This is a genomic window from Streptomyces sp. HUAS TT7, from assembly GCF_051550175.1.
Taxonomy (GTDB): domain Bacteria; phylum Actinomycetota; class Actinomycetes; order Streptomycetales; family Streptomycetaceae; genus Streptomyces.
Map to the genome: position 1 here is coordinate 5,025,003 of NZ_CP196175.1, position 17,609 is coordinate 5,042,611.

General features: G+C 69.8%; 15 protein-coding genes. 9 read left to right on the forward strand and 6 right to left on the reverse strand.

Annotated elements, in window-relative coordinates:
• The first annotated feature begins 8 nt into the window (after positions 1-8).
• The 8 genes from pflB to ACSHXC_RS22815 all read left to right on the forward strand — a co-directional run bounded on the left by pflB (position 9) and on the right by ACSHXC_RS22815 (position 8,815).
• Entirely contained in the window at positions 9-2,279 is a 2,271-nt protein-coding gene (gene pflB, locus ACSHXC_RS22780; protein ID WP_438293364.1) for a formate C-acetyltransferase, read from the forward strand.
• A gap of 130 nt (positions 2,280-2,409) precedes the next feature.
• On the forward strand, positions 2,410-3,240 hold the full coding sequence (gene pflA / locus ACSHXC_RS22785) for a pyruvate formate-lyase-activating protein (protein WP_438293365.1): 831 nt from the start codon (positions 2,410-2,412) through the stop codon (positions 3,238-3,240).
• Positions 3,241-3,335: 95 nt separating this feature from the next.
• A complete protein-coding gene (locus ACSHXC_RS22790; protein WP_438293366.1) occupies positions 3,336-4,457 on the forward strand; it encodes an MFS transporter in 1,122 nt (373 codons plus the stop codon).
• Positions 4,454-6,754, forward strand: coding sequence for a molybdopterin oxidoreductase family protein (locus ACSHXC_RS22795; RefSeq protein WP_438293367.1), 2,301 nt, complete (start codon positions 4,454-4,456; stop codon positions 6,752-6,754). The genes ACSHXC_RS22790 and ACSHXC_RS22795 overlap by 4 nt, the downstream gene beginning before the upstream one ends.
• An 8-nt stretch (positions 6,755-6,762) precedes the next feature.
• Positions 6,763-7,365: a 4Fe-4S dicluster domain-containing protein gene (locus tag ACSHXC_RS22800; RefSeq protein ID WP_386110977.1), complete on the forward strand. Its 603-nt coding sequence runs from the start codon at positions 6,763-6,765 to the stop codon at positions 7,363-7,365.
• Positions 7,362-8,015: a Rieske (2Fe-2S) protein gene (locus tag ACSHXC_RS22805; protein ID WP_438293368.1), complete on the forward strand. Its 654-nt coding sequence runs from the start codon at positions 7,362-7,364 to the stop codon at positions 8,013-8,015. The genes ACSHXC_RS22800 and ACSHXC_RS22805 overlap by 4 nt, the downstream gene beginning before the upstream one ends.
• Positions 8,012-8,437, forward strand: a complete 426-nt coding sequence (locus ACSHXC_RS22810; protein ID WP_438293369.1) for a hypothetical protein — start codon at positions 8,012-8,014, stop codon at positions 8,435-8,437. Before ACSHXC_RS22805 ends, ACSHXC_RS22810 begins: the two co-directional genes overlap by 4 nt.
• 174 nt (positions 8,438-8,611) lie before the next feature.
• Complete coding sequence (locus tag ACSHXC_RS22815; protein WP_438293370.1) at positions 8,612-8,815, forward strand: hypothetical protein; 204 nt, start codon at positions 8,612-8,614, stop codon at positions 8,813-8,815.
• A 16-nt stretch (positions 8,816-8,831) separates the two neighbouring features.
• On the opposite strand, the gene mscL is transcribed toward ACSHXC_RS22815, so the two are convergent.
• From mscL to ACSHXC_RS22845, 6 genes are all read right to left on the reverse strand, one after another.
• Positions 8,832-9,281 carry a large conductance mechanosensitive channel protein MscL gene (mscL, locus tag ACSHXC_RS22820; protein ID WP_438293371.1) on the reverse strand — a complete coding sequence of 150 codons (450 nt, stop codon included), beginning with the start codon at positions 9,279-9,281 and terminating at the stop codon, positions 8,832-8,834.
• A gap of 123 nt (positions 9,282-9,404) precedes the next feature.
• Positions 9,405-9,968 (reverse strand): RcpC/CpaB family pilus assembly protein, encoded by a 564-nt coding sequence (locus ACSHXC_RS22825; RefSeq protein ID WP_438293372.1) that lies wholly within the window; start codon positions 9,966-9,968, stop codon positions 9,405-9,407.
• Positions 9,969-10,186: 218 nt separating this feature from the next.
• Complete coding sequence (locus ACSHXC_RS22830) at positions 10,187-11,020, reverse strand: S-methyl-5'-thioadenosine phosphorylase (RefSeq protein WP_438293373.1); 834 nt, start codon at positions 11,018-11,020, stop codon at positions 10,187-10,189.
• Between the two features lie 74 nt (positions 11,021-11,094).
• A complete protein-coding gene (locus ACSHXC_RS22835; protein ID WP_438293374.1) occupies positions 11,095-11,400 on the reverse strand; it encodes an FmdB family zinc ribbon protein in 306 nt (101 codons plus the stop codon).
• 68 nt (positions 11,401-11,468) lie between these two features.
• Positions 11,469-12,740, reverse strand: a complete 1,272-nt coding sequence (locus tag ACSHXC_RS22840) for an MFS transporter (protein ID WP_438293375.1) — start codon at positions 12,738-12,740, stop codon at positions 11,469-11,471.
• Between the two features lie 293 nt (positions 12,741-13,033).
• Positions 13,034-14,611: a potassium/proton antiporter gene (locus ACSHXC_RS22845; protein WP_438293376.1), complete on the reverse strand. Its 1,578-nt coding sequence runs from the start codon at positions 14,609-14,611 to the stop codon at positions 13,034-13,036.
• Positions 14,612-14,854: 243 nt separating this feature from the next.
• On the opposite strand from ACSHXC_RS22845, the gene ACSHXC_RS22850 reads away from it, so the two are divergent.
• The gene (locus tag ACSHXC_RS22850; RefSeq protein ID WP_438293377.1) at positions 14,855-17,605 is read left to right on the forward strand and encodes a penicillin acylase family protein; all 2,751 of its coding nucleotides are present in this window, start codon (positions 14,855-14,857) and stop codon (positions 17,603-17,605) included.
• Positions 17,606-17,609 lie beyond the last annotated feature (4 nt).

The following is a 17,609-nucleotide window of genomic DNA, read 5'->3' on the forward strand; positions in this document are numbered from 1 at the left end:
TGCCTGCCATGACTGCGACTCCTGCAGAGGCAACGAAGAACGGCGGAGCCTGGGACGGCTTCAAGGGCGGACTCTGGCGCGACGCCATCGACGTCCGCGACTTCGTCCAGCAGAACTACACGCCCTACGAAGGCGACGCCGACTTCCTCACCGGCCCCACCCGGCGCACCACCGCCGTATGGAACAAGCTCCTGTCGATGTTCCCCCGGGAGATCGAGCAGGGCATCTACGACGTGGACGTGAAGACCCCGTCCCGCATCGACGCCTTCAAGCCCGGCTACATCGACGGCGACGCCAAGAACCACAAGGACCTCATCGTCGGCCTCCAGACCGACGGCGCCCTCAAGCGCGCCATCATGCCCAACGGCGGCTGGCGCATGGTCGAAGGCGCCCTGGGCGCCTACGGCTACGAAGCCGACCCCGACGTGCGCGACGTCTACACCCACCTCCGCAAGACCCACAACGAAGGCGTCTTCGACGCCTACACCCCCGAAATCCGCGCCTGCCGCTCCTCCGGCATCATCACCGGCCTCCCCGACGCCTACGGACGCGGCCGCATCATCGGCGACTACCGCCGCGTCGCCCTCTACGGCGTCGACCGCCTCATCGCCGCCAAGGAAGCAGACAAGGCCCGCCTCGGCGAGGACTGGGCCACCGAGACCGTCATCCGCGACCGCGAGGAGATCTCCGAGCAGATCAAGGCCCTGAACGAACTCAAGGTCATGGCCCTGTCGTACGGCTACGACATCTCCGCCCCGGCGACGACCGGCCGCGAAGCCGTCCAGTGGCTGTACTTCGCCTACCTCGCCGCCGTGAAGGAGCAGAACGGGGCAGCCATGTCGATCGGCCGTATCGACAACTTCCTCGACATCTACCTCCAGCGCGACATCGAAGCCCGCCTCATCACCGAGGAACAGGCCCAGGAATTCATCGACGACTTCGTCATCAAGCTCCGCATCGTCCGCTTCCTGCGCACCCCCGAATACAACGAGCTGTACTCCGGCGACCCCACCTGGGTCACCTGGTCCATGGCCGGCATCGGCGAGGACGGCCGCCCCCTCGTCTCCCGCACCACCTTCCGAGCCCTGCAGACCCTCTACAACCTGGGCCCCGCCCCCGAGCCCAACCTCACCGTCTTCTGGGACCGCGAACTCCCCGCCGGATTCAAGGACTTCGCCTCCAAGGTCGCCATCGACACCTCGGCCATCCAGTTCGAGTCCGATGAGCTGATGCGCCCCAAGTACGGCGACGACACCGCCATCGCCTGCTGCGTCTCCGCCATGGCCGTCGGTAAGCAGATGCAGTTCTTCGGTGCGCGGGTGAATGTGGCGAAGGCTCTGCTGTACGCGATCAACGGCGGCCGCGACGAGAAGACCGGCAAGCTGGTCGTCGAGGGCTTCACGCCCATCGAGGGCGAGTACCTCGACTACGAAACCGTGGCCCGGCAGTACGACGCCATGCTGGACTGGCTGGCCAAGACGTACGTCCACGCCCTCAACGTCATCCACTACATGCACGACAAGTACGCCTACGAGCGCATCGAGATGGCGCTCCACGACCAGCGGATCCTGCGCACCATGGCCTGCGGCATCGCCGGCCTCTCGGTCGCCGCCGACTCGCTGTCCGCCATCAAGCACGCCAAGGTCAAGGTCGTCCGCGACGAGACCGGCCTCGCCGTCGACTACGAGATCGAGGGCGACTACCCCGCCTACGGCAACAACGACGACCGCGCGGACGCGCTGGCCACCCGGATCGTGCACGACTTCATGGAGAAGGTGCGCAAGCACCCCACCTACCGCGACGCCGTCCACACCCAGTCGGTGCTGACCATCACCTCCAACGTCGTCTACGGCAAGAAGACCGGCAACACCCCCGACGGCCGCCGCGCAGGCACCCCCTTCGCACCCGGCGCCAACCCCATGAACGGCCGCGACGAACACGGCTACATCGCCTCCGCGCTGTCGGTCGCCAAGCTGCCCTACGACGACGCCGAGGACGGCATCTCGCTGACCAACACCATCACGCCGGGCGCGCTGGGCCGCACCCCCAAGGAGCGCATCGACAACCTCTCCGGCGTCCTGGACGGCTTCATCGCCAGCAACGGCTTCCACATGAACGTCAATGTCCTCGACAAGGCCACCCTGGAAGACGCCATGCGCCACCCGGAGAACTACCCCCAGCTCACCATCCGGGTCTCGGGTTACGCGGTGAACTTCGTTCGCCTCACGCGCGAGCAGCAGCTTGACGTCATCAACCGGACGTTCCATGGGGCGCTTTGAGGGGTGAGGGTCTGGGGCGGGGGTGGGGGCGGGGGTGGGGGGTCCCCCTCCCCCCCCACCCCCCTCGCCCACCCACCCCACCCCCTCCCCGCGCCCCACCCCACCCCACCGTTTGAGGAAGGTCCCTGCCATGGCCGTTCTGCTCAGCCCCGAGTTCCCCGTCGGCCGGCCGGCCCGCGCCGGGGGTGACGAGGACGCCAGCACGCTCGCAGGGGCGGCCACCCGCCGGCCGATCGTCGGCTCGGTGCACTCCTGGGACCTGTCGACCGGCGTCGACGGTCCGGGCACGCGCTTCGTCACCTTCCTCTCGGGCTGCCCGCTGACCTGCCTGTACTGCCACAACCCCGACACCTGGCGGATGCGCAACGGCAAGCGCACCACTGCGGATGACGTGCTCGCCGAGGCCGCGAAGTACACGACGTTCATCCGCGCGGCGGGCGGCGGTGCCACCGTGAGCGGCGGCGAGCCGCTGCTCCAGCCCGTGTTCGCCGGTGAGCTGCTGCACCGCTACAAGCACGAGCTGGGTCTGCACACCGCCCTGGACACCTCCGGTTTCCTCGGCGCCCGGGCCACCGACGCGCTGCTGCGCGATGTGGACCTGGTGCTGCTCGACATCAAGTCCTGGGACCGTGAGACGTACAAGAAGGTCACGGGCCGGCCGTTGCAGCCGACGCTGGATTTCGCCCGTCGTCTCGCGGACCTCGGCAAGGAGGTCCATGTCCGCTTCGTTCTGGTCCCGGGGCTGACCGACGACCCCGCCAACATCGACGGCGTCGCCTCGTTCGCCGCCTCCCTTGGCAATGTGTCCCGCGTCGACGTCCTCCCGTTCCACAAGCTGGGCGAGGGCAAGTGGCAGGCCCTCGGCATGAACTTCACCCTCCGTGACACCCCGTCACCCACCGCCGGCCAGGTGGCGACGGCCCGGGAGGCCTTCGCCGCGCACGGGCTGTACGCGGTCTGAAGCAGGTGCGGCGGGCACGGCAAAGGGCCGAGCGGACTCACCCCGTTGATCGCTAAAACAGGTGGTTAGTACCGGTATGTCCATACCGTGATGGAGTGACCGAGCCACCCGCACCCCCTGTCGCACCCCCGGACGCCTCTTCTTCCGGCGTGCCACCGCCACCGGTGCCGGCCGTCGCTCCCGCGCCCGCCCTGCGTTCCGCCGCGATGCGCGCGACGCTGGCCGGTACGGCCGTCTCCGTTCTGCTCGTCCTGGCCATCGTGTTCGGCAGCCGGCTGCTCCAGGACTTCGATTCCGCGCTCCTTCCGTACGCGGTCGCCACCGTCTTCCTGGCCTTCGGCGTCGCCTACCGCTACACCGTGTGGATCTCCTCTCCGGGCGCCCGCCGTCTGTTCAAACAGGGCTGGCGGAGCCTGTTCTCGGCGGCCAACTTCCGCAGGGCGCCCACCGCCCTGCCGAAGATGATCGCCACCTATCTCGGCTTCCAGAAGTTCCTCGGCGCCCGCTCGCACGCCCGCTGGGGTGCCCACCAGCTGATCTTCTGGGGCTGCATCCTGGCCGCCGCGATCACGTTCCCGCTGACCTGGGGCTGGTTCACGTTCACCTCCAGGTCCGGCTCGGGGCCGGGGTACGAGATGCGGATCTGGGGGTTCAAGGTCCTCGGGTTCGACTCGCTGAGCGTTGTCGGCTGGCTGATGTTCCACGGCCTGGACATCGCCGCCGTCCTGGTGATCCCGGGCGCCTCGTACTTCCTGTGGCGGCGGATGAAGGACCGCGGCGCCATCACCGGCCAGCGCTTCGCCTATGACCTCGTCCCGCTGATCGCGCTGATCGTCATCTCCGTGACGGGGCTCCTGCTCACCTTCTCGTCGATCTTTCTGCACGGCGGCGGCTACCAGTTCCTGGCGGTCCTGCACATGGTCTCGGTCGTCTTCACCCTCATCTACATCCCGTTCGGGAAGTTCTTCCACATCGTGCAGCGGCCGGCCGCGGTCGGCATGCAGCTCTTCAAGTACACGGCCCGCCAGGACGAGCAGGTCTTCCCGTGCAAGCGCTGCGGTCAGCCCATCGACACCGCCCCGTACGTCGAGAACCTGCAGGGCACCATGCGTGACCTGAAGCTCGACTTCGACGCCTGGGCCCAGTACTGCCCGCGCTGCAAGCGGGTGCTGCGCGGCACCGCCTACCTCGGCCACGTCAAGAAGGGCTTCAAGTGAGCAGCCGGCCCATTCCGCTCGACCCTTCGATCGCGCCGCCCGGCACCCGCAACTTCCGGGACGCGGGCGGCATCCCGGCCGACCAGTGGCACGCCGACCAGAACGGCGAGACCCTCGTCCCCACCCACTGCTGCTTCTGCGGGGTGCAGTGCGGCATGTATCTGCGGGTCGACCGGGCGGGCAAGGTGTTCGGGGTCGAGCCCCGCAACCACGACATCAACCGGATGCGGCTCTGCCCCAAGGGCATCAACGCCTACCAGCAGGTCAACCACCCCGACCGGCTGACCTCGCCGCTGCTGCGCCGCTCCCGCGACGAGCCGTTCCGCGAGGTCTCCTGGGAGGAGGCGCTCGACTTCACGGTCGCCGAGATCCGCCGCATCCAGTCCGCCCACGGCAACGACGCGTTCGGGCTGCTCGGCGGGGCGAGCCTGTTCTCCGAGAAGACGTACCTGGTCGGCAAGTTCGGCCGGGTCGCGCTCAAGACGCGGCACGTCGACTACAACGGCCGGCTGTGCATGGTCTCCGCCGCAGGCGCCAACAAGCTCGCCTTCGGCATCGACCGGGCGGGCAACCCGTTCTCCGACATCCTCCTCACCGACTGCCTGCTGATCGCCGGGTCCAATGTGGGGGAGTGCTTCCCCGTCATGACCCAGTACCTGTGGGGCGCCCGGGACCGAGGGGCGAGCCTGATCGTGGTCGATCCGCGCGAGACGGCCATCGCGCGCACCGCCGACATCCACGTCGCCCTGCGGCCCGGCACCGACGCGGCCTTCTTCAACGCCGTACTGAACGTCGTCATCCAGGAGGACCTCGTCGACAAGGAGTTCCTCGCCGAGCACACCACAGGCTGGGACGAGGTGTGCGCGGCCGTCGCCTCCGTCACGCCCGATGTGGCCGCCGACATCTGCGGGATTCCCGCCTCCCAGGTCGTCCAGGTCGCCCGGGCCTTCGCGGGCGCCGACCGGGCGATGGCCTGGCACGCACGGGGCATCGAGCATCATTCGCAGGGTGTCGAGAACTGCCTGACCGTCATCAATCTCTGTACGGCCACCGGCAACCTCGGCAAGCCCGGCGCCGGTTACGGCACCATCACCGGCCAGGGCAACGGGCAGGGCGGGCGGGAGCACGGCCAGAAGTCCGATCTGCTGCCCGGCGGGCGTTCCATCTCGAATCCGGAGCACCGGCGGCAGATCTGTGAGATCTGGGGCATCGAGGAGTCCGAACTGCCGCCCGCGGGCACCTCGATGATGGAAATGGTCTGGCAGATGCAGCGCGAGGAGATCCGCGGCCTGATCGGCATCTGCAACAACCCGTTCGTCTCCCTTCCCAACTACGGGACGGTGAAGGCGGGTTACGACTCTCTGGAGTTCCACGCTCAATTCGATTTCTTCCTTTCCGAGACCGCGGCCAACGCGCATGTCGTCTTCCCCGTCACCACCTGGGCCGAGGACGAGGGCGTAATGGCCAACGCCGAGGCCAGGGTGGTCAAGCACAACAAGGCGCAGGAGCCGCCCGGGGGTGTGCGCACCGACACCTGGGTGATGTGCCAGCTCGCCCAGCGCCTGGGCGTGGGCGACAAGTTCGCCTATCCGGGCTCCCGCGAGGTGTTCGAGGAGCTGCGCATCGCGTCGGCCGGAACGGTCAACGACTACTACGGCATCACCTACGAGCGCCTGGAGGAGACCGGCGGTATCGCCTGGCCCTGCCCCTCCACCGACCATCCGGGCACGCCCCGCCTGTTCGAGGGCGGCAAGACCTTCCACCCGGACGGCAGGGTCCATATGCAGGCCGTCGAGTGGCATCCGCCGATGGATCCGTACGACGAAGAGCATCCGATGTCGCTGACCACGGGCCGTACGGTGGCGCACTTCCTGTCCGGCAACCAGACCCGCCGGCTCGGCGCGCTCGTCGAGCAGACCCCGCGCCCCTGGGTGGAGGTCCACCCGTCGCACGGCTTCCGCAACGGCGACCCGGTGCGGGTGGTGACCCGGCGCGGCAGCGAGGTCTTCCCGGCGCTGGTGACCGAGGCGATCCGGCCCGACACGGTGTTCATCCCGTACCACTGGCCCGTTCCGACGGCCGCGAACGCGCTCACCATCGACGCCCTCGACCCCCGTTCCAAGATCCCCGAGTACAAGGTGTGCGCCTGCCGGATCGAGGCCGCCGAGCGGATCGACGAGGTGCCGGCGCCGCCGGCCGCACCGGGCCACGAGGCGTACCCGGCGACGCAGGTCTCGCGCACCGACCCCCTGCCGCCCACGTCTCCGCAGGGCCGTGGCACCGCGGAGAGGAGCTGACGCCCGCCATGATGGGCAGAACGATCTTCATCGACCCGGGGCGCTGCATCGGCTGCCAGGCCTGTGTGTCGGCCTGCCGCGAGTGCGACTCGCACCGCGGCAAGTCCATGATCCATCTCGACTATCCCGACGAGGGTCATTCCGTCGCCTCTCTTCCGACCGTCTGTATGCACTGCGAGGACCCGGTCGCCCCGTGCGCCGAGGTGTGTCCCGCCGACGCGATCCTGGTGACCGCGGACGGTGTCGTGCAGCAGGCCGACACCACCCGCTGCATCGGCTGCGCGAACTGCGTGAACGCCTGCCCCTTCGGCGTGCCGAAGATCGACCTTCAGGCGAAGCTGCAGATGAAGTGCAATCTCTGCTACGACCGCACCGCGTACGGGCTTGCCCCCATGTGCGCCACGGTCTGCCCGACCGGCGCGCTGTTCTACGGGACGGTCGAGGAGCTCCGCGCGGAGCGCCCCGGCGTCCAGGTCGCCGACTCCTTCACGTTCGGCGACGTCGTCGTCTCCACCGGCGTGGCCATGGTCGTGCCCGCCGACAAGGTCCAGTGGCCGGTGCCCGGCGGCCTCCCGATCGTTGAGGTCAACGGGAAGAAGGTGGGCCCGTGAGCGTCACCGATCAGCCGCCGACCGCCCCCGACCCCGGCACGGATCCCGCCCAGGCCGCCCTTCACGACCGCATCGCCGCCGGCTCCCTCACCACCCGCCGCGACTACCTCCGTATCGTCGCCACCGTCTCGGGCGGCCTCGCCGTCGGCGGCGTGGCCGTTGCAGGGGGAGTGCTGCACCGGCACGGCGACAGCGACGACCCGCCCGCCGCCAAGCGCGTCGCGGCCGTGCTCCCCCCGGGCGAGTCCGTCGCCTTCCGCTTCCCCGGCGAGGACGACCGTGCCGTCGCCGTACGCCTGACCGACGGCACCCTCGTCGGCTACTCCGCCGTGTGTACGCACCTGGCCTGCGGGGTGTTGTGGCGCGAGGACCGCGGCGCGGAGGGCGAGCTGTACTGCCCTTGTCACGAAGGGGTCTTCGACGCCCGCACCGGCGAGGTCACCGCCGGCCCGCCGCCGCGCCCGCTGCCCAAGGTGCTCCTCGTCGAGGAGGCCGACGGCAGCGTCTGGGCGGTGGCCACGGCGCGCTCCGGCGAGAGCGTCAAGGACGCCATGTGCCGCCAGTTCGCCGACAGGCGGCCCGACATGGCGGCCCGCATGGGCTGCCCCGCCGCGAACGCGAAGCCGGCCGAGAGGAGCGAGCGGACATGAGCAACGAGGGCAACGCCGCCCCCGGACAGGCCCCCGATGGCGGGCCCGGCCCGGGCGAGGGCCTCGCGGTCCCGCCGCGGCCCGCGTACACCCCGGGCTCGGCACGGCCCCGGCTCAACCGGCCGGTCCACGAGCGCTACCCGCAGATCCGCGCGACCAGCGGCTACGGCGACCCCCGGATCCGGCACACCGGGCCGGGGCCGGGCGCCGGCAGCGAGCAGGAACCGGAGCGCTCCTCGAAGCTGACGGCCCGCCTCACCCTGGCGATCACCGTGGTCATCGGCCAGCTGTGGGGCCTGACCGTGGTGGTCAACGAGTGGATGCGGGGCAACACCGGCACCGCCTGGTGGGGCGCGGGATTCCTCTGTCTGTCTTTCCTGGTGGTCCTCGGCCTCTGGCTCCTCGACCCGAAGGACCGCTGAGCGGAGGCTGCCGGATCGGGGCTTTGCCGACCGGAAGACCGCTGCCCGGGCCCCTGCCCGGGCCCCGTACGCACCTGGCCGAAGGGCCGCTGGGGCCGCCGTCCGCAGGACCGGCGCCCCGAGTGCCGCCGACCGGCCCGTGTGCGTCGTCCCCGACCGCCGTACCCTTGACCTATGAGCACCGCCCCCGCCCCCGGACCGCGCGACCGGGAATCAGCGCCCAAGGAGCAGTCCAGGCCGACGCTGGTCTTCGACGATCCGCTGGACCAGCAGTCCGCGGACGACACGGACCGCGGGTGGGGTGAGCGGCCCACGTCCGCGGGCAGCGCCGCCGACCTGGCGCGCTTCCTCGACGAGAAGCCACCCCACCACATCTGAGCCGTACGCGGCGGCGCTACGACTCGCTGGGGCCGCGCTGGGCGACCAGGACGTCGCGGATCTCCTTCAGGACCTCCAGCTCGCTGACCTCCATCGTCTCGCGCACCCCTTCCTTCGCCTTGTCCTGCCGGGCTCGCCGGGCCAGGAACTTGGCCATCGGCAGCACCATCAGGAAGTACACGACGGCGGCGGTGATGATGAAGCTCAGCAGGGCGCTGAGCACTCCGCCCCAGGCGATCCGGATGCCCGAGTCGGCAGTGCAGGGGCCCTTCAGGCAGGAGGCGTAGCTCTCCAGGTCCTTGGTGCCGAAGGCGCCGACGAGCGGGTTGATCACACCCTTCACGACCGAGTTCACGACGTTGGTGAACGCGGCGCCGATCACCACGGCGACGGCCAGGTCGATCACATTCCCGCGCATCAGGAAGGCCTTGAAGCCGGCCAGCACGCCTGTCTTCTCCTCGCTCACCAATGAGCCTTTCTTCGCATGTGCAGGGGGCGGAGCAAACTCCTGCGCCACCTTGGACAGGGCAGCACCGTGCTGTCCAATCCATGTATGCGAATGGGGGACTTGACCGTTCTCCTGTGCGAATCAGCACAGCGTCACCGCCAGCCGGGACGTCGTCCCCGCGCCGACCAGTGCCCTGGCAGCCTCGCGCGGCACGGCGAGGACGACGAGCGCTCCGGCGTCCGAGGACGTCGAGCGTGCTCCCGGAACTTCCGTGACCCGGGCGCCCGTTGCCACCACACGGGCCTGATCGCCGCCTGTGGAGGGTGAGTTGGGGGACGCGATCACATCGACCCGGTCGCCGGGCTTCAGCAGCCGTACGGTCTCGGCGTCCGCGATCCGTACCGGCGCCGACACCAGCGCGGCCGGCCGCGCCGGCCCGCGCTCGCGTGGCGCGGGGGCTGCGGGCGGATGCGTACGCTCGGCCGCCTGCGGGCTGGAGACGGCGAGGGCCGCCGCCGTGACGGCCAGCCCGGCGGCCATGGCGCGCCGTCGCCTGCGCATCGCGCGCCGCAGCCCGTGCTTTGTGCCGCGCACCCGCAGCGGCGGGAAGAACGGCACCCCGCCGGGCTCGGGCGCGGGCACGGGGGGCAGGTGGGGGAGCGGGCGGGGGGTGGGCGAGGCGGGTGTGACGGAGCCTGCGGACATGGTGATCACTGCCGATCGTGAGGAGCCTGTGCTGCTCGGACGCTCCTCACGATCCCCTGCCCCGCGGAAGTCCGCCGGGGCCTGTGGACCGCCGCCCGCCTGTGGACAACTCGCTCACCCGAAAGGGGAGTTCAGGCTCACATCCCGTTCAGCGGCAGACCCGCAGCCCGTTCAGCGGCAGCCCGGGCCCGGCCCGCCCGGCGCCGGGCCGCGTCCGCTTACGGCAGCTCGATCCCCAGGTCCCAGCCGTCATGCGCATGCATGCACAGGCAGTCGCGGTCCTCGGTTGCCGGAAGGGCCGCGACCGCGTCGAAGAGCACCCCGCGCAGGCGCGCCACGTTCTCGCCGAACACCCGCAGGACCTCCGCGTGAGAGACGCCCTCGCCGGTCTCGGCGCCCGCGTCCAGGTCGGTCACCAGGGACAACGAGGTGTAGCAGAGCTCCAGTTCGCGGGCGAGATAGGCCTCGGGGTGTCCGGTCATGCCGACCACCGACCAGCCCATCGACGCATGCCACTTCGATTCGGCGCGGGTCGAGAAGCGGGGGCCCTCGACGACGACCATGGTGCCGCCGTCCACGGCCTGCCAGCCGCGCCCGTCGGCCGCGCCCAGGGCCGCCTTGCGGCCGCTGGGGCAGTACGGGTCGGCGAACGTGGTGTGCACGACGTTTGGAACCGTGCCGTCGGGCAGCGGAAGACCGTCGAAGAAGGTCTGGGTGCGCGCCTTCGTACGGTCCACCAGCTGGTCCGGTACGAGCAGCGTGCCCGGCCCGTACTCCTCGCGCAGGCCGCCCACCGCGCACGGCCCGAGCACCTGGCGTACCCCGAGCGAACGCAGCGCCCACAGGTTGGCGCGGTAGTTGATGCGGTGCGGGGGCAGGTGGTGGCCGCGGCCGTGGCGGGGCAGGAAGGCCACCTTCCGGCCGGCGATCTCGCCGAGGAGGAGGGAGTCGCTGGGGGAGCCGTAGGGAGTGTCCACCTGGACCTCGGTGACGTCCTCCAGGAACGAGTAGAACCCCGAGCCGCCGATGACGCCGATCTCTGCGTTAACCATGCCGGTCACACTAACCGTGGGCGCAAACGACGGAACCCCCGCCGTAGACGGCGGGGGTTCTGTACGAGGCTGGGTCAGGCGGCCGTGCCGGAACTCGACGCGGACGAGCCGGAGCTCGACGTCGACGCGGCCGGCTTGGAGTCCGAGCCGGACGAGCCCGACGACGTCTTCGACGCGGACGCGGGCGAACTGCTCGACGACGCGCCACGGCTGTCGTTGCGGTAGAAGCCGGAGCCCTTGAAGACGATGCCGACCGCCGAGAACACCTTCTTCAGGCGTCCGTCGCAGTTCGGGCACACGGTCAGGGCGTCATCGGTGAACTTCTGCACCGCCTCGAGGCCCTCGCCGCACTCGGTGCACTGGTACTGGTAGGTCGGCACTTGTCTTCCTCCTGGCACTCTCACTCATTGAGTGCTAACGACGGTCCATAGTGACGTATTCCCCGGGATCAGTCCACCGTGACGGGGACACGGTGACCGACGCCACGCGCCACGGTACGTGCCGCCGGGCGCGGGGAGAGCCGGGAGCGGAGCGCGAGCAGCGTGACCAGGGCCAGCGCCGTGCCCCCCATCGGCACCAGGAACCCGGCGGTCGAACCGTGGGCGTCGGTCAGCCGTCCGGCGACCGTGACGGCGGCGGCCTGGCCCAGCGCGACCGCGCCGGTCAGCCAGGTGAACGCCTCGGTGCGCGAGGTCGCCGGGACCAGCGTCTCGACCAGGGTGTAGCCGGTGATCAGGGCCGGCGCGATGCACAGGCCGACGATCAGGCCGAGGCCGCCGAGCAGCAGCGCGGAGTGCGCCGCCCACAGTCCGGAGGCCGCCAGGGTGAGCGCCGCGTAGCCGGCGATCAGCCGGGTGCGGGGCGCGGACTTCCAGGCGATGGCGCCGCAGGCGATGCCCGCCAGCATGTTTCCGGCGGCGAAAATGCCGTAGAGGACGCCGTTGATGCCCGGGTTGCCGATCTCTTCCGCGAATGCGGTCAGCGAAACCTGCATGCCGCCGAAGACCGCGCCGATGCCGAGGAAGGCCATCGCCAGGACGCGTACGCCCGGGATGGACAGCGCGGAGGTGTGCTCGGCCGCCTCGTGCTCGGCGGCGCTGCGTACCGGCGGCTGGGTGCCGCGCCGGGCCGCGAACAGGAGGCCGCCGACGAGGGTCAGCGACGCCTCGGCGATGAGGCCTGCGGCCGGGTGCACGCTGGTGCACAGGGCGGTCGCCAGGACCGGGCCGATGACGAAGGTGAACTCGTCGGTCACCGACTCGAAGGCGGCGGCGGTCGCCATCAGGGGCGAGCCGTCGAGCTTGTTGGCCCAGCGGGCCCGCACCATGGGGCCGACCTGCGGGACCGAGGCGCCGGTGGGCACGGCCGCGATGAACAGCGCCCACAGGGGCGCACCGGCCAGCGCGAGGGCGGTCAGCGCGGACACGGAGGCCGCGTGGACCAGGACGCCGGGCACCAGGACGGCGCGCTGTCCGAAGCGGTCCGCGAGCTTTCCGCTCTGCGGGGCGAACAGCGCCATGGAGACGCCGGTGAAGGCCGCAACCGCGCCCGCGCCCCCGTAGGAGCCGGTGGTGTGCTGGACGAGCAGCAGGATGCCGATGGTGAGCATCGCGAAGGGCTGCCGGGCGGCGAAGCCGGGCAGGAGGAAGGACAGTGCGCCAGGTGTGCGCAGAAGCTGCCCGTAACCGGGCCGCTTGTCAGAAGTGACCGTGGATGCCACGGCCCCTTGCCTTTCTGCCGCCTGGTAGCGCGCCCCATGCACAGATCTGTGGGTGCGGGCGTTGCCGAGAGCTGTCCTCTTGCGCGGAACTGCGGTAGATGCCGGGGGCTACTGCGGGGGCTCCCGACCGCCATACGGTCGCGCCAGCTCTGCGTCAGGCAGAGTTGGTCGATCAGTGGTGTGCCTTCATGATACAGAGCTTTGGCACTCCGTGCCTACGAATCCGCACGGAGTGCCAAGTTTCGGCCTGTGTTTATGCGGCCGACATGCGGCTTAACGGGGCGCCACGCGGCTTAATGAGCCGTTCGCCTGGGCTTCGCCTTCTTGGGAGGCTCGCTCGCTGCGCCTCCGGTGCCCAGCCAGCCGGCGAGCTTGCCGCCCTGGCCGACCGCCCGCAGCCGGTTCTCGGCCGCGTCCCGTACCGGATCGGTGGCGACCACCAGGAGCTCGTCGCCGTGCCGCAGCACGGTGGTCGGCCCCGGCACGAAGCTCTTGCCGTCGCGTACGACCAGGGTGACGGCGGCGCCCGGCGGCAGCCTCAGCTCGTGCACCTCGACGCCGTGCATCTTCGACTTCGGCGGGATCGCCACGGAGAGCAGATGGCCGCGCAGCCGCTCCAGGGGAGCCGACTCCACGCCCAGGTCGGCGGCCTCGTCGGCGTCGGACAGCTGGAGCTTGCGGGCCAGCCACGGCAGCGTCGGACCCTGGATCAGGGTGTAGACGACGACCAGGATGAAGACGATGTTGAAGACCTTCTCGCTGCCGTCGATCCCCGAGACCATGGGGATGGTGGCGAGAATGATGGGCACGGCGCCGCGCAGGCCCGCCCACGACATCAGGGCCTTCTCCTGCCACGGCATCCTGAACGGCAGCAGGCTGAGCAGCACTTCCAGGGGCCGCGCCACCATCGTCAGAACGAGGCCGATGATCACGGCGGGCCAGAAGTCGGCGCCCAGGTTGTGCGGGGTGACCAGCAGGCCGAGCAGGACGAACATGCCGATCTGGGCGATCCAGCCGAGCCCGTCCGCGAAGCCGCGGGTGGCGGGCCAGTGGGGCAGCTTGGCGTTGCCGAGCACCATGGAGGCGAGGTAGACCGCGAGGAAGCCGGAGCCGTGGGCCATGGCGCCGGCCGCGTAGGCGGTCACGGCGATCGCCATCACCGCGATCGGGTAGAGGCCGGAGGCGGGCAGCGCCACATGGCGCAGTCCGTACGATCCGAGCCAGCCCACCGCGAGCCCGATCGAGGCGCCTATCGCGAGCTCCAGGGCTATCTTCCCGACCAGCAGGTACCAGGAGTCGACCGGTCCGGGCGTGGAGAAGGCGACGACCAGGATCACCACGGGGGCGTCGTTGAAGCCGGACTCGGCCTCCAGGACGCCGGTGACGCGCGACGGCAGGGGCACCTTGCGCAGGACCGAGAAGACGGCCGCGGCGTCCGTGGACGACACCACCGCGCCGATGATCAGTGCCTGCCGCCACTCCAGGCCCACCAGGTAGTGCGCACCCGCCGCCGTGACTCCCACGCTCACCGCGACGCCGACGAGCGACAGCACGACGGCCGCCGGCAACGCCGGTCTGATCTCCTTCCACTTGGTGCCCAGACCGCCCTCGGCCAGGATCACCACCAGTGCGGCATAGCCGATCACCTGCGTCAGTTCCGCATCGCTGAACTTGACGTGGAAGATGCCGTCCTGCCCGATCGCGATCCCGATGCCGAGATACAGGAGCAGGCTGGGGAGCCCGCTGCGGGAGGAGATGCGCACCGCAGCGACGGCGATGAGCAGGACGAGCGAGCAGATGAGCAGGAGTTCGTTGAGCTGGTGGACAGTCAGTGGCCGATCCTTCCCCTCAGGCGCCGCCAGGCACCCCATGAAAATCGTGCATCCCCAAGTGACCGGTGCGCATCCGGGGACTCCTGGGGCGCACCTGGTGAAACGTTCCGTCACTCAAGGTACTTCGTTACCTTACCTAATCTTTGACGCTTTCTTTACGCGAGGGCTCCTGTATGTGGCGCCCCGGTGCGTGAACCCAGACACCGCGTCGGGGGCTGTCAGCGGCTGCGCCTATGGTTGCTCCCAGCACTCCTGGACCACCCTGCCCCTCGAAGGACAGCGATGCCCGCCACCACAACCGCCCCTTCCGCCGGTACGACGGCCGGCAAGACGAGCAGGAAGAGGGGACGCCGCCTGAGGCTGTTCGTCCTCGTCCTGGTGCTGGCGCTGGTCGCGGGCGTCGCCTACGGCGCGTACTGGTCGGTGAGTACCGTGCGCGCCTCGTTCCCGCAGACCACCGGCACCATCAAGCTCCCGGGCCTGGCCGGCCAGGTCGAGGTCAAGCGCGACGACTACGGCGTCCCGCAGATCTACGCCGACAGCGACGCCGACCTGTTCATGGCGCAGGGCTACGTCCAGGCGCAGGACCGGTTCTATGAGATGGACGTCCGGCGCCACATGACGTCGGGCCGGCTCTCGGAGATGTTCGGCAGCGGCCAGGTCGACACCGACGCCTTCCTGCGCACCCTGGGCTGGCGCAAGGTCGCGCAGCAGGAGTACGACACCAAGCTGTCGCCCGCCACCAAGCAGTACCTCCAGGCGTACGCGGCCGGGGTGAACGCGTATCTGAAGGGCAAGGACGGCAAGGACATCTCCGTCGAGTACGCGGCCCTCGGCTTCACCAACGACTACACGCCCGAGGCTTGGTCGCCGGTCGACTCGGTGGCCTGGCTCAAGGCGATGGCCTGGGACCTGCGCGGCAACATGCAGGACGAGATCGACCGGTCCCTGATGACCAGCAGGCTCAGCCCGAAGCAGATCAACGACCTGTACCCGGCGTACCCGTCCGCCACCCACCGCCCCATCGTCGACGAGGGCTCGTACAACAAGGCCACCGGGAAGTTCGACCCCCAGCGCCCCGCGACGAGCTCGGACGGGACCTCGGGGACCGCCCAGGACGCGCTCCAGGGCATGCAGAGCCAGCTGTCGTCGCTCTCCGACACCCTGGACAAGATCCCGGCGCTGCTCGGCCCCAACGGCAGCGGCATCGGCTCCAACTCCTGGGTGGTGTCCGGCAAGTACACGACGACCGGCATGCCGCTGCTCGCCAACGACCCGCACCTGGCGCCGATGATGCCCTCGCTCTGGTACCAGATGGGCCTGCACTGCCGGTCCGTCTCCAGCAAGTGCGGCTACGACGTCGCGGGCTACACCTTCTCCGGCATGCCGGGCGTGGTCATCGGCCACAACCAGGACGTCTCCTGGGGCTTCACCAACCTCGGCGCCGATGTGACCGACCTGTACCTGGAGAAGATCAACGGCTCCAGCTACCTCTACGACAACCAGGAGAAGCCGCTCGCCACGCGCGAGGAGGTCATCAAGGTGGCCGGCGGCGCCAGCAAGACCATCACGATCCGCGAGACCAACAACGGCCCCCTGGTCTCCGACCGCGACGACGAGCTGGAGAAGGTCGGCCAGAAGGCGCCCGTCAACTCCGCCGCCCCCGACCGGGGCACCGGCTACGCGGTCTCCCTGAAGTGGACGGCCCTTGAGCCCGGCAAGTCCATGGACGCGGTGTTCGCGCTGAACCGCGCCACCGACTTCAAGTCCTTCCGGGCCGCCGCCAAGGACTTCGAGGTCCCCTCCCAGAACCTGATCTACGCCGACACCAAGGGCCACATCGGCTACCAGGCGCCGGGGAAGATCCCGGTCCGCGCGGCCGGTGTCGACGGCACCGTGCCCGCCGCGGGCTGGGAGTCGAAGACCGCGTGGAAGGGCTACATCCCCTTCGACGCGCTGCCCTACGAGTACGACCCCAAGCGCGGCTTCATCGTCACCGCCAACCAGGCCGTGATCGACGACAAGAAGTACCCGTACCTGATCACCAAGGACTGGGGCTACGGCACCCGCAGCCAGCGGATCAACGACCTCATCGAGTCGAAGACCAAGGGCGGCGGGAAGATCTCCACCGAGGACATGCAGAAGATGCAGATGGACAACAGCAGCGAGATCGCCGCGCTGCTGACGCCCGCCCTGCTGAAGATCAACGTGTCCGACCCGTCCGTCCGCGAGGCGCAGAAGCTCCTCGAAGGCTGGGACTACACCCAGGAGAACGACTCGGCGGCCGCCGCCTACTTCAACTCGGTGTGGCGCAACGTCCTGAAGCTGGCGTTCGGCAACAAGCTGCCCAAGGAGCTGCGCCCCAAGGGCGAGTGCCTGTACGTGACTCCGCCGGCCGGCACCGGTCCGGTCGACGACCCCAACCAGAAGGTCCAGGAGTGCGGCGAGCGCGAGGGCGACTCGACGCAGCCCGACGGCGGCGACCGCTGGTCCGAGGTTGTCCGGAAGATCTTCAACGACCAGAACAACACCTGGTGGCAGTCGCCCGCGACCCGTCTGGACAAAGCCACCACGACCCGCGACCAGCTGCTCGCCCGGGCCATGAAGGACGCCCGCTGGGAGCTGACCGCCAAGCTCGGCAAGGACACCACGACCTGGAGCTGGGGCCGGCTCCACCAGATGATCCTGAAGAACCAGACCCTCGGCAAGGAGGGCCCGGGCTTCCTGCAGTGGGTCCTCAACCGGGGCCCGTGGAACCTGGGCGGCGGCGAGGCCGCGGTCAACGCCACCGGCTGGAACGCGGCGAGCGGCGACTACGGCGTCACCTGGGTCCCCTCGATGCGGATGGTCGTCAACCTCAAGGACTTCGACAAGTCCAAGTGGATCAACCTCACCGGCGCCTCGGGCCACGCCTACAGCGCGCACTACTCGGACCAGACCGAGAAGTGGGCCAAGGGCGAGCTCCTGGACTGGTCGTTCAGCGGCAAGGCGGTCGACGGGTCAACCGTGGACACGCTGAAGCTCACGCCGTAGTACG